Origin of the sequence: Tepidimonas sp. HKU77 (genome assembly GCF_049728535.1) — a bacterium.
In the GTDB taxonomy this organism is placed as follows: domain Bacteria; phylum Pseudomonadota; class Gammaproteobacteria; order Burkholderiales; family Burkholderiaceae_C; genus Tepidimonas.
On record NZ_CP187300.1, the window covers coordinates 2,461,476 to 2,476,958 of the forward strand.

At 67.6% G+C, this 15,483-nt stretch carries 11 protein-coding genes, 2 tRNA genes and 1 other RNA gene; 8 read left to right on the top strand and 6 right to left on the bottom strand.

Annotated elements, in window-relative coordinates:
- Positions 1 to 16 precede the first annotated feature (16 nt).
- An RNA gene (ffs, locus tag ACPP3B_RS11865) (signal recognition particle sRNA small type) lies at positions 17 to 113 on the bottom strand.
- Positions 114 to 147: 34 nt separating this feature from the next.
- Here ffs and dnaX point away from each other — a divergent pair.
- The 5 genes from dnaX to ligA are packed head-to-tail and all read left to right on the top strand — an operon-like array spanning position 148 to position 6,108.
- On the top strand, positions 148 to 1,785 hold the full coding sequence (dnaX, locus tag ACPP3B_RS11870; protein WP_424859113.1) for a DNA polymerase III subunit gamma/tau: 1,638 nt from the start codon (positions 148 to 150) through the stop codon (positions 1,783 to 1,785).
- Between the two features lie 35 nt (positions 1,786 to 1,820).
- On the top strand, positions 1,821 to 2,153 hold the full coding sequence (locus ACPP3B_RS11875; protein ID WP_299022782.1) for a YbaB/EbfC family nucleoid-associated protein: 333 nt from the start codon (positions 1,821 to 1,823) through the stop codon (positions 2,151 to 2,153).
- Positions 2,154 to 2,172: 19 nt separating this feature from the next.
- Complete coding sequence (gene recR / locus ACPP3B_RS11880; protein ID WP_299022784.1) at positions 2,173 to 2,772, top strand: recombination mediator RecR; 600 nt, start codon at positions 2,173 to 2,175, stop codon at positions 2,770 to 2,772.
- 35 nt (positions 2,773 to 2,807) lie between these two features.
- Positions 2,808 to 3,908, top strand: a complete 1,101-nt coding sequence (locus ACPP3B_RS11885; RefSeq protein WP_424859114.1) for a hypothetical protein — start codon at positions 2,808 to 2,810, stop codon at positions 3,906 to 3,908.
- Positions 3,909 to 3,936: 28 nt separating this feature from the next.
- Complete coding sequence (ligA, locus tag ACPP3B_RS11890) at positions 3,937 to 6,108, top strand: NAD-dependent DNA ligase LigA (protein WP_424859115.1); 2,172 nt, start codon at positions 3,937 to 3,939, stop codon at positions 6,106 to 6,108.
- On the opposite strand, the gene ACPP3B_RS11895 is transcribed toward ligA, so the two are convergent.
- The 5 genes from ACPP3B_RS11895 to ACPP3B_RS11915 form a co-directional block, all read right to left on the bottom strand.
- Positions 6,095 to 6,445 carry a hypothetical protein gene (locus ACPP3B_RS11895; protein WP_424859116.1) on the bottom strand — a complete coding sequence of 117 codons (351 nt, stop codon included), beginning with the start codon at positions 6,443 to 6,445 and terminating at the stop codon, positions 6,095 to 6,097. The genes ligA and ACPP3B_RS11895 overlap by 14 nt on opposite strands.
- Positions 6,446 to 6,473: 28 nt before the next feature.
- Positions 6,474 to 9,152, bottom strand: coding sequence for a [protein-PII] uridylyltransferase (locus ACPP3B_RS11900; protein WP_424859117.1), 2,679 nt, complete (start codon positions 9,150 to 9,152; stop codon positions 6,474 to 6,476).
- A 36-nt stretch (positions 9,153 to 9,188) separates the two neighbouring features.
- On the bottom strand, positions 9,189 to 10,010 hold the full coding sequence (map, locus tag ACPP3B_RS11905; RefSeq protein ID WP_424859118.1) for a type I methionyl aminopeptidase: 822 nt from the start codon (positions 10,008 to 10,010) through the stop codon (positions 9,189 to 9,191).
- Positions 10,011 to 10,033: 23 nt separating this feature from the next.
- Positions 10,034 to 10,110, bottom strand: a tRNA-Arg gene (locus ACPP3B_RS11910).
- 17 nt (positions 10,111 to 10,127) lie between these two features.
- Positions 10,128 to 10,204, bottom strand: a tRNA-Pro gene (locus tag ACPP3B_RS11915).
- Positions 10,205 to 10,437: 233 nt separating this feature from the next.
- On the opposite strand from ACPP3B_RS11915, the gene rimP reads away from it, so the two are divergent.
- Genes rimP through infB form a run of 3 tightly spaced genes read left to right on the top strand, consistent with a single transcriptional unit; the run spans position 10,438 to position 15,478 of the window.
- Complete coding sequence (gene rimP, locus ACPP3B_RS11920; RefSeq protein ID WP_299022797.1) at positions 10,438 to 11,031, top strand: ribosome maturation factor RimP; 594 nt, start codon at positions 10,438 to 10,440, stop codon at positions 11,029 to 11,031.
- Between the two features lie 36 nt (positions 11,032 to 11,067).
- Positions 11,068 to 12,567 (top strand): transcription termination factor NusA, encoded by a 1,500-nt coding sequence (gene nusA / locus ACPP3B_RS11925; protein ID WP_424859119.1) that lies wholly within the window; start codon positions 11,068 to 11,070, stop codon positions 12,565 to 12,567.
- 28 nt (positions 12,568 to 12,595) lie between these two features.
- Positions 12,596 to 15,478 carry a translation initiation factor IF-2 gene (gene infB, locus ACPP3B_RS11930; RefSeq protein ID WP_299022801.1) on the top strand — a complete coding sequence of 961 codons (2,883 nt, stop codon included), beginning with the start codon at positions 12,596 to 12,598 and terminating at the stop codon, positions 15,476 to 15,478.
- The last annotated feature ends 5 nt before the right edge of the window (positions 15,479 to 15,483 follow it).

Genomic DNA, 15,483 nt, shown 5'->3' on the forward strand with positions numbered 1-15,483 from the left:
CGTGTCGAATGTGAGAGGTGACGAGCCTTGACCCCGGCACTGGCTACGCGGTTAGGGCTGCTTGGTTCCCCACCTGACCCGGTTGGCCGCTTCACCATGCGGGAAGGCCCGTCACCCGCCATTGTATGCGACGGATAGAATGCCCGCATGTCGTATTTGGTGCTGGCCCGCAAATATCGCCCCAAAACCTTTGCCGAAATGGTGGGGCAGGAACACGTGGTGCAGGCGCTGGGCAACGCGCTGCGCGCACGGCGGCTGCACCATGCGTACCTGTTCACGGGCACGCGTGGCGTGGGCAAGACGACGGTCTCGCGCATCTTGGCCAAGTCGCTCAACTGCACGGGGCCGGACGGAAGGGGTGACATCACCGACACGCCGTGTGGCGTCTGCGATGCCTGCCGCGAGATCGACGCGGGCCGCTTCGTCGATTACACCGAGCTCGACGCGGCATCCAACCGCGGCGTCGACGAAGTGCAGGCCCTGCTGGAGCAGGCCGTCTACAAACCGGTGCAGGGGCGCTTCAAGGTCTTCATGATCGACGAAGTGCACATGCTCACCAACACCGCCTTCAACGCCATGTTGAAGACGCTGGAGGAGCCGCCGGAGTATCTGAAGTTCGTGCTCGCCACCACCGACCCGCAAAAAGTGCCGGTGACGGTGTTGAGCCGCTGCTTGCAGTTCAACCTGCGGCCGATGGCGCCGGAGACGGTGGCCCAGCATTTGCAGCAGGTGCTCGCGCGCGAGGCGATCGCGGCGGAGCCGGGCGCGGTGCGGCTGCTCGCGCGCGCGGCGCGAGGCTCGATGCGCGACGCGCTGAGCCTGACCGATCAAGCCATCGCCTTCGGTGCCGGGCGTCTGGCCGAGGCGGACGTGCGCCAGATGTTGGGGGCGGTGGATCATGGTTACGTCCTCGGCCTGTTGCACGCGCTCTCAGCGCGCGATGCACGCGCGCTGGTGGCCGCCGTCGACGACCTGCGTGTACAGGGGCTGCCCCCCGCGGCGACGCTGGAGGAGATGACGGCCATCCTGCAACGCTTGGCGGTGCTGCAGTGGACGGGGGAGGCCGCCGTCGACGACGCCGACGACGCACGCCTGCCGGCACTGGCGGCTGCCTTGCCGGCCGATGTCACGCAACTGCTCTACAGCCTGTGCCTGCATGGGCGTGCGGAGTTGGGGTTGGCGCCAGACGAGTACGCCGCGCTGACCATGGTGCTGCTGCGCGCGTTGGCGTTCATGGGTGAGCCGCCCCCGTCGGTGGTCGCCTCCGTGGCGCTCGAGGCACCGGCGGAAAAAAAAACACCGCCAGCGCCGCCCCCCGCCCTTGAGCCGGCCGCCGCGGTCGCGCAAACGTTGGTCGGCCCCGCCGTCGACTCGCCGCCGCTGGGGGACGAGTGGGAACGCATCGTGCTCGCGCTGGTGGCGGGCGGGCACGTGCAGGCGCTGGCGCGGGAGCTGGCGCTGCAGTCCGAGTTGGTGGATCGGCAGGCGCACGCTTGGCGCTTGCGCGTGCCCCAGGGCACACTGGCACAAGACACGCCGCGCGAGCGCCTGCGTGTGGCGCTGGCCCAATACCTGGGGCTGCCCGAGGGATGGCAACTGGCGGTGGAGGTGGGCCCCGCGCCCGACTCGCCCGCGCAGCGGCGTGCCGCTGCGCGCCAGGCACGCCAGCAAGCGGCCGAGGCCGCCATTCAGGGCGATCCGCTCGTGCAGTCTTTGATGCGCGACTGGGGGGCGACCATCGTCCCTGGTAGCATCCAGCCCGTCGACGGCGACCCCGCCGTCTGAACCCATCGACCCCCTTCGAGAGAAAGCACTGACCCATGTTCAACAAAGGACAGCTCGCCGGCCTGATGAAGCAGGCCCAGGCCATGCAGGAAAATCTCAAGCGCGCCCAGGAAGAACTGGCGACGATGGAGGTCACCGGCGAATCTGGCGCAGGACTGGTCAAGGTCGTGATGACCGGCAAGCACGACGTCAAGCGCGTCACCATCGACCCCAGCCTGTTGAGCGATGACAAGGAAATGCTCGAAGACCTGGTGGCCGCCGCGTTCAATGCGGCGGTGCGCAAGGTCGAGGAGACGACCCAAGAACGCATGGCCCAGGTGACCGCTGGCATGCCCGGTTTGCCCGGTGGCATGAAGTTCCCGTTCTGAGCGGACGCGACCGCTGCCCATGGGCAAGTCCGCGTCGCGGCGGCTCGAGCAGCTCATCGCAGCCCTGCAGCGGCTGCCGGGCGTGGGCGTGCGCTCGGCCTCGCGCATGGCATACCACTTGTTGCAGCACGACCGCGACGGCGCGCTGCAGCTCGCGCACGCGCTGCAGGCTGCGGCCGAAGGCGTCCAGCACTGCGCGCTGTGCCACACGTTTTCGGAAGAGGCGATTTGCCCGACCTGCGCCGACCCCACACGCGATGCGGGGCTGTTGTGCGTCGTCGAAACGCCGGCCGACCAGGCGGCGCTCGAGCGCACCGGCGCCTACCGCGGGCGCTATTTCGTCCTGATGGGGCGGCTCAGCCCGCTCGACGGCATTGGTCCTGACCACATCGGCGTGCGGCCGCTGCTGGAGCGCTTGCAGAGTACGCCACCGGTGCAAGAAGTGATTCTGGCCACCAGCTTTACCGCCGAGGGAGAGGCCACCGCCCACGTGGTGGGACAACTGGCGCGCGCTCTGGGCCTGAAAGTGACCCGGCTGGCCCGCGGCGTACCCGTGGGCAGCGAACTGGAGTATGTCGACCTCGGTACGATCGCGCACGCGCTGGCAGACCGGCGCTGACGCCTCCCGGCGGGTGCGGGAATACCCGCTCCGGGATGACCCTGTCGGGGCAGATCCCGATGCGCGGCCCCGATGCCGCGTCTTATCCTGTACGGACATCGTCGCCCGCGCGAGCGGGCGGCATCAGCCGGGGCGGCGACATGGACAGGCGGGGTTGTTTGCGTGTGCTGGGGGGGGCGGTCGTCACCACGACGCTGCCGCCACGTGTGCGGGCCGGGGCAGCAGCCCCGGTGTCGGTGCAGTGGGCGCTGCACACACCACTGGCGGCCCTGCCGGTGCGGCTGGCCGAGCGGCTTGGTTACTTCGCCGCCGAGGGGGTGGCCGTTGCGCTGGCGCCGCACGGCTCGGCCTCAGCGGCTGCACTCGACCCCGACGCGGTCCGGGTTCACGCCGGTGCCTTCGACTTCGTGTTGCGCCAACAGCTGCATGGGCAGCCCGAGCAGGCATTTCTGGCGCTGGTCCGTACGCCACAGCTTGGGTTTGGTTGGCGCCATCCGGCACCCGCGCAGGGTCAAGGGCTCGCCGCGGCGCCCGTGCGGGTTGGCGTGCTGGCGGGTGACCGGATGGCACCTGCGATCGCCGCCCTGGTGCTGCAGGGACAGGGGGTCGCGCCGGGGCAGGTGCAGTATCCGACGCTGGGCGACGTGGCGCATACACAAACGCTGCTGGCATCGGGCACCATCGACGCCGTCTGCTTGGGCGACCCGATGCTGACCCAGCTGCAACGCCAGGGCGCCATCCGTCTGGTGGCCGACACCCGCCACCCGTCGGACAGTCAGCGCTTGCTCGGTGGCCCGGTCTTGTGCGCCTGCCTGAGCGCACCCGAGCCGCAGGTGCGCCGCCACGGCGCCGAGCTGCAGTCCGTCGCCCGTGCGGTGCGGCGTGCGTTGCGCTGGCTGCAGACCGCGGGGCCGTCGGATCTGGCGCGCCACGCCGACCTGGGCGGCTTTGCGGGTGATCCGAGCCTTTTTTTGTCCATTTTGATGCACACGCGGGGGGCGTTTTCACCCGACGGTACGCTGGAGCCACAGGCCGTGCAGCAGGTACTGCGGGTGCTGTACGCGCAACCCCAGGGCATGGATTACGATTCACTCGACCCCACGCGCCTGTACACGACCCGATTGCTGCCGACCTGAGCCGCTTTCGGCGCCGATAATCGGGTCCGTGTCCGCCATCCCGCTTTTCACTGCTCCTGTGCCATCCGATCTGTTCACTTCCGCGAGCGCCGAGGGCGCGACCCACCCTTCGGATGACCCCGAATGGCAGCGTGTGCAGGCGCTGCGCCGCCTGCTGCACCACCACGCGTGGCGCTACTACGTGCTGGACGACCCCGAAATTCCGGACGCCGAGTACGACCGCCTGTTGGCCGAACTGCAGGCGATCGAGGCCCGCCACCCGGATTGGGTGACACCCGACTCGCCCACCCAGCGCGTCGGCGCGCCACCGCTGGAGGGGTTTACCACCGTGCGGCACGCAGTGCCGATGCTCAGCATCCGGACCGAAACCGATACCGACCCGGCCGCTGCGCTGGCATTCGATGCGCGCATCCGCAAAGACCTCGGATTGGGGCCTGACGACCCACCGGTCGAGTACGTGGCCGAACCCAAGTTCGACGGCCTGGCCATTGGGCTGCTGTACGAGCACGGCGTGCTGGTGCGGGCCGCCACGCGCGGTGACGGTGAGACCGGCGAGGACGTGACACAAAACATCCGCACCATCGGGCAGATACCCCTGCGGCTGCGGGGGGCGGGAGTGCCAGTGCCCCGCCTGGAGGTGCGAGGCGAGGTCTACATGCGCCGCGATGCGTTCGAGGCCCTCAATGCCCGTCAGCGTGAGCGCGGCGAAAAGACCTTCGTCAATCCCCGCAACGCGGCCGCGGGCGCAGTGCGCCAGCTCGATCCCACCGTGACGGCATCACGCCCCTTGAGTTTTTTTGCCTATGGCCTGGGAGAGGTGAGCCCGCCGACGCACGGTGGCCCCGACTTTCGCCGCCACTGGGACGTCTTGTGCGCGTTGCGGGACTGGGGATTTCCGGTATCCGACTTGGCGCGCCGCTGTGCGGGCGGTCAAGCGCTGGCCGACTACTACCGTGACATCGGGGGCCAGCGTGATGCCTTGCCGTTCGACATCGACGGCGTGGTCTACAAGGTCGATCGGCTCGACTGGCAACAACGGCTGGGCTTCGTTACCCGCGAGCCGCGCTGGGCGATCGCGCACAAATACCCGGCCCAGGAACAACTCACGCGCGTGTTGGCCATCGACGTGCAGGTCGGGCGCACGGGCAAGCTCACGCCGGTGGCCAAGCTCGAGCCGGTGTTCGTCGGCGGCGTCACCGTCACCAACGCCACGTTGCACAATGCCGACGAGGTGCGACGCAAAGACGTGCGCGTGGGCGACACCGTGATCGTGCGACGCGCCGGCGACGTCATCCCCGAGGTGGTGGCGGTGGCGCCCCCGTTGCCGGAGCCGCGGGGCGCGCCGTTCGAGATGCCCACTGCCTGCCCCGTCTGCGGCAGCGCCGTGGTGCGTGAGCCGGGCGAAGTGGATCACCGCTGCAGCGGCGGGCTGTTCTGTCCCGCCCAGCGCAAACAGGCCATCCTGCATTTTGCGCAGCGGCGCGCCATGGACATCGAGGGCCTGGGCGAAAAACTGGTCGATCAACTGGTGGATGCGAACCTGGTGCGCAACGTGGCCGATCTGTACCGGCTGGGCTTGAACGCGCTGGCAGCGCTCGATCGCATGGGAGAAAAGTCGGCGGCCAACCTGCTCGCGGCGATCGAAGCGTCCAAGTCCACGACGCTGGCGCGTTTTCTGTTCGCGCTGGGCATTCGGCACGTGGGCGAGAGCACGGCGCGCGACCTGGCGCGCCACTTCGGTCGGCTCGACGCGATCATGGATGCGTCGGTAGACGAGCTGCAGGCGGTGCCCGACGTCGGGCCCGTGGTGGCGCGCAGCATCCACACCTTTTTTGCGCAGCCGCACAACCGCGAAGTGGTCGAGCAGTTGCGCGCCTGCGGCGTCCACTGGCCCGAGCACGAGGTCACACCGGCCGCCACACCGCTGCCGCTGGCGGGCAAGACGTTTGTGCTGACCGGCACGCTGCCCACGCTCACACGCGACGAAGCCAAGGCCCGCATCGAAGCCGCGGGGGGGAAGGTGGTGGGATCGGTCAGCCGCAAGACCGACTGGGTGGTCGCCGGTGAGGCCGCGGGCAGCAAGCTCGAGCGTGCCCGAGAACTGGGCGTGCCCGTGCTCGACGAGGCGGGGTTGCTCGCGCTGTTGGGCGAGGCGCCCAAGTCGACGCCCGCGCCCGGAGCTGGCATCAGTCCTGCTTGAAACGGTAGTGGTCGCGGTTGAGGACGGCGGCCACCGCCGTCACTTCCTCGGGCCACAGCTGCAGGTTGAGTATGCTGTTGCACTGCTCGACCATACCGCGTAGCAGGCCCGGGGTGTTGATGCGCCCCAGCGGCCGGTAGATCGCGCTGCCGTCGCCGCCAACCTTTTCCGCATGGCATTGGGCGCAACGGTGCTGCTGGATCAGCTTCTCGCCCTGCGCGAGGTCGGCGTCCCGAAAAATGGTGGGCACGTCGGCCCGTACGCCGGTAGCCGCCGCCAGAGCAAGCCCTAGCACCCCGCATACCGCCCGCGCTGCCGAGAGGGTGTCGTGTCGCATGGTGCCTCCTTGAGCTGTCGTCCGTGCACTATACGGCGGAACCCGCTGCGTCGTCCAGTACCGCCATCAAGTCCTGGGTGAGCTGGGCTTGCTCGCGCGCGACATGCAGCGTCGGCCCCGTGATGACGAAGGTGTCCTCGACCCGCTCGCCCAGTGTCGTGACCTTGGCCAGCTGCACCTGAACCCGGTGCCGCATGAACACCCCTGCGATGCGGTAGAGCAGACCCTTGCGGTCGCTGGCGGACACGCTCAGCAGCCAGCGCTGCCCGCGTTCGTCGGGCTGTAACTGCACCCGGGGCACGACCGGAAAACTGCGCACCCGCCGCGAGACGCGGCCGCGCCCTGGCGTCGGCAATGGGGCCGCGGGATCGAGCGCGCGCGGCAAGCCGCTTTCCACCAGTGCGACCAACTCGCGGTAGTGTTCGGACAAGGTTTCGGTGGCGACCTGGAAGGTGTCGAGCGCACAGCCGTCGGCAGTGGTGTGGATCTTGGCGTCCAGAATCGAGAAGCCCGCTTGGTCGAAATAGCCACAGATGCGCGCGAACAGCTCGGGCTGGTCGGCGCAGTACACCAGCACCTGCAGCCCTTCGCCCGCAGGTGAGAGGCGCGCGCGCACGATGGTTGGCGGGAAGGTGCTACTGGTCTGCGCCAGTGCGCGCGACAGGTGGCGGGTGTGCCAAGCGATTTCGTCGGCACTGTGCCGCATGAAGTAGCCCACGTCCAGCCGCGACCACAGGGCCAGGTGCGCCTGATGGGGTAGGGCATGCAGGGCGAGCGCGGCCAAGGCTTCACGCTTGCGCGCCTCCACCTCGGCATGGGGGTCGGGGGCACCGCCGCCCAGCACCCGCAGCGTGACGCGGTACAGGTCTTCCAGCAACTTGGCCTTCCAGCCGTTCCACACCTTGGGGCTGGTGCCGCGGATGTCGGCCACGGTCAGCAGATACAGCCCGGTCAGTCGCCGCTCGTCCCCAACCAGGCGGGCGAAGGCGCGAATCACCTCGGGATCGCTGGTGTCCTCCCGTTGTGCCACGTGGCTCATGGTCAGGTGCTGCGCGACCAAAAAGCGAATCAGCTCGGCGTCCTCGCGCGCGATCCCGTGCTGGCGGGCAAACACCATCACGTCGCGCGCGCCGATGACCGAGTGGTCGCCGCCGCGGCCCTTGCCGATGTCGTGAAACAGCGCGGCCACGTACAGGATCCACGGCTTGTCCCAGCCGGCGGCGAGCTGCGAGCAAAACGGGTATTCGTGCGCATGCTCTGGCATGAAGAAGCGCCGCATGTTGCGCAGCACCATCAGGATGTGCTGGTCGACCGTGTAGACGTGGAACAGGTCGTGCTGCATCTGCCCGACCGCGTTGCGAAACGGCCACAGGTAGCGCCCCAGGACGGAGGTCTGGTTCATGAGCCGAAAGGCATGAGTGATGCCCTGGGGCTGCTGCAGGATGCGCAGAAAGGTCTGGCGATTGACCGGATCGCGCCGAAATGCCGCGTTCATGATGGGGCGGGCGTTATAGAGCGCGCGCAGCGTACGCGCCGATAGCCCCTTGATGCCGGGGGTCTGCTGGTAGAGCAAAAAGGTTTCCAAAATGGCGTGCGGTTGGTGCCAGTAGAGGTCGTCGCTGGCCACCTCCAGCATGCCACCCCGGTCCAGAAAGCGCTCGTTGATGGGGCGCAGGGGGCCGACGCCGTGCTCATCGCGCTCGAGCCGCTCCTGAATGTTGAGCAGCAAAATCTGATTGAGCTGCGTCACCGCCTTGGCCGCCCAATAGTAGCGCCGCATGAAGCGCTCACTGGCGCGGCGGGCATGGCGTGCCGACTGCTCGCGGCTCCCCTCGGCGCCCAGCTGCGCCTCGATACCAAAGGCCTGCGCCAGCGCGGTCTGCAAATCAAAGACCAGCCGATCCTCGCGTCGACGCGCCAACACGTGCAAGCGGGCGCGGATCAGGCTCAAGAGTGCCTCGTTGGCCTTGAGCTGGCGCGCCTCGCGGGCGGTGGCCAGGCCGCGGCGCGCCAGCTCGTCCCACGTGCTGCCCAGCCCCGCCGCTTTGGCCACCCACAGAATGACCTGCAGATCGCGCATCCCACCGGGCGACTCCTTGCAATTGGGCTCTAGGGCATACGGGGTGTTTTCGTAGCGCTGGTGGCGCTGTTGCATCTCGAACTGCTTGGCACGGCAGAATGTCAGCGCATCGATCTGTTCACCCAACGCGCGTCCGAGGGCTTCGAACTGGCGCCGATCGCCAGCCAGCCAGCGGCTTTCCAGCAGCGCGGTCTGCACCGAAATGTCGTTGGATGCCTCGCGCAGGCAGTCGGCCACCGTGCGCACGCTGGAACCGATCTCCAAGCCCACGTCCCAGCACTGTCCGATGAAGCGCTCGACCGCGCTCTGCCAGGGGGGCGGGGCGTCGGTGCTGGTGTGGTCGGGCAACAGCACGAGCACGTCCACGTCGGAGTACGGAAACAACTCGCCGCGTCCATATCCCCCGACCGCCACCAGCGTCAGCGCGTGGGGTAGGCCGGCGCCGGTCCACAAACGGCGCAAGGTGTCGTCAGTCAGGCGGCTGAGGCGCCGCAGCAGGCTGCGCACCCCGCGTGAGCGCACGTCCAGCGACTCGATGGCCTGCAGAATGGCCGCCTTTTGCGTGCGGTAGTGCTGGCGCAGCGCCGCCAACGGCGCCTCAGGCAGGGGTGCAACGGTGTCGGTCATGGCCCAGTGACAAGCAAGACCGGGGCCAGCCCACGCTCAGGCCGGGGCGGACTGTACGGCCGTGACGAACGCCGGCGGGGCAGGGGTGCCAGCCGATTGGGTGAGCACCTCGTAGCCGTTCTCCGTGCACAGCACGGTGTGCTCCCACTGCGCCGACAGCGACCGGTCGCGCGTGACGATGGTCCAGCCATCGCCCATTTCGCGGATGTCGCGGCGGCCCTGGTTGATCATCGGCTCGATGGTGAAAGTCATACCCGGCTGCAGCTCCATGCCAGTGCCGGGACGGCCGTAATGCAGCACCTGGGGGTCTTCGTGAAAGCGGCGGCCGATGCCGTGGCCGCAGAATTCGCGCACCACGCTATAGCCAGCGCTTTCGGCATAAGTCTGGATCGCGTGGCCGATGTCACCCAACCGCACGCCCGGGCGCACCATTTGGATGCCCTTCCACATCGCTTCATACGTGACCTGGCACAACCGCCTTGCGTGGGGCGCAACCTCGCCGACGAGGAACATGCGACTCGTGTCGCCGTGCCAGCCGTTCTTGATGACGGTCACGTCGATATTGACGATGTCGCCTTTTTTGAGCGGCTTGTCGTTGGGGATGCCGTGACAGACCACGTGGTTGACCGACGTGCAAATGCTCTTGGGGTATGGCTGGTAGCCGTTGGGAGCGTAGTTCAGCGGCGCGGGCACGGCCTGCTGCACGTTCACGATGTAGTCGTGTGCCAGCCGATCGAGCTCGTTGGTGGTGATGCCGGGGCGAACGTACGGGGTCAAATAGTCGAGCACCTCTGCGGCCAGCCGTCCGGCGAGTCGCATGCCTTCGATGCCGGCGGCATCTTTGATGGTGACGGTCATGTCGTGAAATAGAGCTGTTGCGCTGGCCCGTCCGGAGGGGCTCGAACCCCCGACCCACGGCTTAGAAGGCCGTTGCTCTATCCCGCTGAGCTACGGACGGCAGGGGTGTGAATGCATTGGTCGGAGCGAAAGGATTCGAACCTTCGACCCTCTGCTCCCAAAGCAGATGCGCTACCAGACTGCGCTACGCTCCGACGTCGAAGCCCGCATTGTAGCGGCTTGGGCGCACCGCGGCGGCGCCGGGGTGAACGGGCCCCAAGCCGGGGATGATGCATTTCGGAGCATGGGGTGTTAGAATAGCTGGGTCACGACCGAATGGGCGGGTGCATACCGGCCCATTTTTTTTGGTCGAACGTCCAATCACGATGGGTGGCAAGCGTGGGAGCGTGATCAGCGCGCTTTCCCAGAAAGGGCAGATACGAATCGCATGAGCTGGCAGCAGGTGGTCGAGCAGACGGTCGTTGGACTGGGGTACGAGTTGGTGGATCTGGAGCGGTCCGCCGGCGGGCTGCTGCGCGTGACCATCGACTGGCCGTGGGATGCGGCGCAGCCGCAAGAGCGCTTCGTGACCGTGGACGATTGCGAACGCGTCACGCGCCAGCTCCAGTACGTGCTGGAGGTGGAGGGCGTCGATTACCGGCGCCTGGAGGTCGGCTCGCCCGGTATCGACCGCCCGCTGCGCCATGAGCGGGATTACGAGCGCTTCGTGGGCGAAGTCGTCGATCTGTCGCTGCGCACACCGATCGGGGCGGCGGCTGCCGGTGCGGTGGCGCCGACGCGCAAGAAGTTCCGTGGCACCTTGCGCCGTGGCAGCCAGCCGGGTACCTGGCAGCTCGAGCTGATCGACGAGGCGACGCCGTCTGCGCGCGCCAAGCCGACCGGCAAGCCACAGCGGCGCGTGGCGGACCTGGCCACCGTTCAGGTGCTGGGTTTTACGCTCGACGAGGTGCGCGAGGCGCGCCTGGCGCCCATCGTGGATTTCAAAGGGCGCCGCCCGCGCGGCGCCCATGATCCCGCTTGAAACGAATACGCAGGCAGTGAAAGGCAGGCCAGAACAATGAACCGCGAAATGTTGATGTTGATCGATGCCATCTCGCGCGAGAAGAATGTGGAGCCGCGCGTCGTGTTGGCAGCGGTGGAGTCGGCCCTTGCGTCGGCGACCAAGAAGCTGCTCGGCGGCGAGGTGGACGTGCGGGTGTCGATCGATCCGGACACCGGGGCGTATGAAACGTTCCGGCGCTGGAAAGTGGTGCCCGACGAGGCCGGCCTGCAAAACCCGGACGCTGAGGAGCTGTACTCCGACGCGGTGGAAGACCATCCGGGCATTCAGGTGGGCGACTACATCGAAAAGCCGATCGAGAGCGTGCCCATTGGCCGCATTGGCGCCATGGCCGCCAAGCAGGTCATTCTGCAAAAGATCCGCGATGCCGAGCGAGAGATGCTGCTCAACGACTTCCTGTCGCGTGGCGACCGGATCTTCGTTGGTACCGTCAAGCGGCTCGACAAGGGCGACGTCATCGTCGAAAGCGGCCGGGTTGAAGGCCGCTTGAAGCGCAGCGAGATGATCCCGAAGGAGAACTTCCGTACGGGCGACCGGGTGCGTGCCCTCATCATGGAGGTGGATCCCACGCTGCGCGGCGCGCCCATCCTGCTGTCGCGTGCGTCGCCGGAGTTCATGATCGAGCTGTTTCGCCAAGAAGTGCCTGAGATCGAGCAGGGGCTGCTGGAGATCAAGGCCTGCGCGCGTGACCCAGGCAGCCGCGCCAAGATTGCCGTGCTCTCGCACGACCGACGCATCGACCCGATCGGCACGTGCGTGGGCGTGCGCGGCTCGCGCGTCAATGCGGTCACCAACGAGCTCTCCGGCGAACGCGTGGACATCGTGCTGTGGAGCGACGATCCTGCCCAATTCGTCATCGGCGCGCTGGCGCCGGCCAACGTGCAGTCGATCGTGGTCGACGAAGAACGGCACGCGATGGACGTGGTGGTCGACGAAGAAAACCTGGCCATCGCCATCGGCCGCGGCGGGCAAAACGTGCGCCTGGCGTCCGAGCTGACCGGCTGGAAAATCAACATCATGACGGCCGAAGAGTCGGCCCAGAAGCAGGCGCAGGAGCGCCAAGCGCTGCGCGAGCTGTTCATGAACAAGCTCGACGTGGACGAGGAAATCGCCGACATCCTGATCGAAGAAGGCTTCACCAGCCTCGAGGAAGTGGCCTACGTGCCGCTGCAGGAAATGCTGGAGATCGAAGCCTTCGACGAGGACACCGTCAACGAGTTGCGCGCACGCGCCAAGGACGCGCTGCTGACGATGGAGATCGCCAAAGAAGAAAGCGTCGAGGAGGTCTCGCAGGACCTGCGCGACCTGGAAGGCATGAGCACCGACCTGATCGCCAAACTGGCCGAAGCCGGTGTGCACACACTCGACGACCTGGCCGATTTGGCGGTCGACGAATTGATCGAAATCACGGGGCAAAGCCGCGAAGAAGCGACGGCCCTGATCATGAAGGCGCGCGAGCACTGGTTCGCTGGTGATGCGTCGTCCGCGCGTTCGTGAACGGCCCAGCCGAGGAGAAGGACCCCCTATGTCGAGTAACACCGTCGCCGAATTCGCTGCCGAACTGAACAAACCCGTCTCGCTGCTGCTGGAGCAGTTCGCTGCCGCTGGCGTGGACAAGCGTGCGGGCAGCGATTCCGTGACCGAAGCGGACAAACAGCGCCTGCTGGCCTACCTCAAGGCGGCCCACGGCACCCAGGGTCAGGAGCGACGCAAGATCACCCTGACCAAGCGTTCGACCACTGAGATCAAGCAGGCCGACGCGTCGGGCAAGGCGCGCACGATCCAGGTCGAGGTGCGCAAGAAGCGCACCTTCGTCAAGCGTGACGACGAGACCGAGACGCGGGCACCGGAGGTGTCGGAGGCGGAGGAAGCGGCGCAGGCGACGGAGCTGGCGCGCCGCGAGGAAGAGGCGCGCCTGCAGGCCGAGCGCCTGCGCCAGGAAGAGGAGGCGCTGGCCCGCCAACGTCGCGAGCGTGAGGAGGCCGAGGCCCGCGCTGCCGAAGAAGCGCGCCTGGCGCGGGAGGCCGCCGAGGCGCGCGCCCGTGCCGAGCGCGAGGCGGCGCTCGCGCGCGCTCGCAACGAAGCCACCGCCACCGCCGATGTGGCGCCAGCGGCGGCCGAGAAGGCGCCCAACCCGTCCTTGAGCGACGCGGCGGCGCAAGAGGCTGCCGAGCGCCAAGCCGCGCAGCAGGCCGAGCAGGCCCGGCGTGAAGCCGAACGTGCCGCCGAGGAGGCGCGCGCGCGCGAGCTGGAAGAGCGCCGCCGCAAGGCGCTGGCCGAGGCGGAGGCGATTCGCGCCATGATGGCCCAGCCGCGCAAGGTGCTGGTGGCCAAAAAACCGGAGGAGCCCAAACCCGCGGCCGAGGCAAAACCCGGCCTCAAGGGCACGCTGCACAAACCGGCCGGCACGCCCGCGCGTCCGGCGCCGGCACCGGCTGCGCCTTCGGCCAAGAAAGAGGTCAAATCCGAAGCCTTGTCGTCGTCTTGGAAGGACGATGCGGCGAAGAAGAAAGAGCTCAAGACCCGGGGTGACAGTGGCCCGGCTCGTGGCGGCAGCAACTGGCGTGCCGGCCCCAAGGGCAAACCCGGCCGCGGTGGGCGCGACGAGCGCGATGGGCGCGGCCCGTCGTCGCCCGCGACGGCCGAGCAGCGTGTCATCGAGGTCCACGTGCCCGAGACCATCACAGTGGCCGAGCTGGCACACAAGATGGCACTCAAAGCGTCCGAGGTCATCAAGCAGCTCATGAAACTGGGCCAGATGGTGACCATCAACCAGTCGCTGGACCAGGATACGGCCATGATCGTGGTCGAGGAGCTGGGGCACAAGGCCATCGCCGCCTCGCTGGACGACCCGGAGGCGTTTTCGGAAGAGGAGGCCGTGCTGTACCAAGGCGAGCCCAAGCCGCGCCCGCCGGTGGTCACGGTCATGGGTCACGTGGACCACGGCAAGACGTCGCTGCTGGACTATATCCGCCGCTCCAAGGTCGCTGCGGGCGAAGCCGGCGGCATCACGCAGCACATCGGCGCCTATCACGTGGAGACGCCGCGCGGTGTCATCACCTTCCTGGACACGCCGGGCCACGAGGCGTTTACCGCCATGCGCGCGCGCGGCGCCCAGGCCACGGACATCGTGATCCTGGTGGTGGCCGCCGACGATGGCGTCATGCCGCAAACGCGCGAGGCGATCAAGCACGCCAAGGCGGCAGGGGTGCCGATCGTGGTGGCGTTGACGAAGATCGACAAGCCCGACGCCAACCCCGAGAAGGTCAAGCAAGAGCTGGTGGCCGAAGAAGTCGTGCCCGAGGAATACGGCGGTGACTCCCCCTTCATTGGGGTGTCGTCCAAGACCGGGCAGGGCATCGACGAGCTGCTGGAAAACGTGCTGCTGCAGGCCGAGGTGCTCGAGCTCAAGGCCCCGGTGGACGCCAAGGCCAAGGGGTTGGTCATCGAAGCCCGCCTGGACAAAGGCCGCGGCCCGGTGGCCACGGCGTTGGTGCAATCCGGCACGCTGCGCGTGGGCGACGTGGTGCTGGCGGGCCAGACGTACGGCCGGGTGCGCGCCATGCTCGACGAAAACGGTCGCCAGGTCAAGGAAGCGGGCCCGTCGATCCCGGTCGAAATCCAGGGGTTGGCGGAGGTTCCGCTGGCGGGCGACGACTTCATGGTCATGGCCGACGAGCGGCGCGCGCGCGAAATCGCCACCTACCGCGCGGGTAAGTACCGCAGCACCAAGCTGGCCAAGCAGCAAGCGGCCAAGCTGGAGAACATGTTTGCCGACATGACCGCGGGCGAGGTCAAGACCCTGCCCATCATCATCAAGGCCGACGTGCAGGGCTCGCAAGAAGCGCTGTCGACGGCGCTGCTCAAGCTCTCCACCGACGAGGTGCGTGTGCAGTTGGTCTACGCGGGCGTGGGCGGGATCAGCGAGTCCGACGTCAACCTGGCGATCGCCTCCAAGGCCATCATCATCGGCTTCAACGTGCGCGCCGATGCGAATGCGCGCAAGTTGGCCGAGTCGGCCGACGTCGAGATCCGCTACTACAACATCATCTACGACGCGGTCGACGAGATCAAGGCGGCCATGGCCGGGCTGCTGTCGCCCGAAAAGCGCGAAGAGGTCATCGGCATGGCCGAGGTGCGCACGGTGTTCGTGGCGTCCAAAATCGGCACGGTCGCCGGTTGCATGGTCACCCAGGGCTACGTCACGCGCTCGGCTCATTTCCGGCTCATCCGCGACAACGTCGTCGTCTACACGGGCGAACTGGAGTCGCTCAAGCGCTTCAAGGACGACGTGCGCGAGGTCAAGGAAGGCTTCGAGTGCGGCATCAAGCTCAAGAACTACAACGACATCAAGGAAGGTGACGTGCTGGAGTTCTTCGAGATCAAGGAAGTGGCGCGCACGCTGTAAGGAGC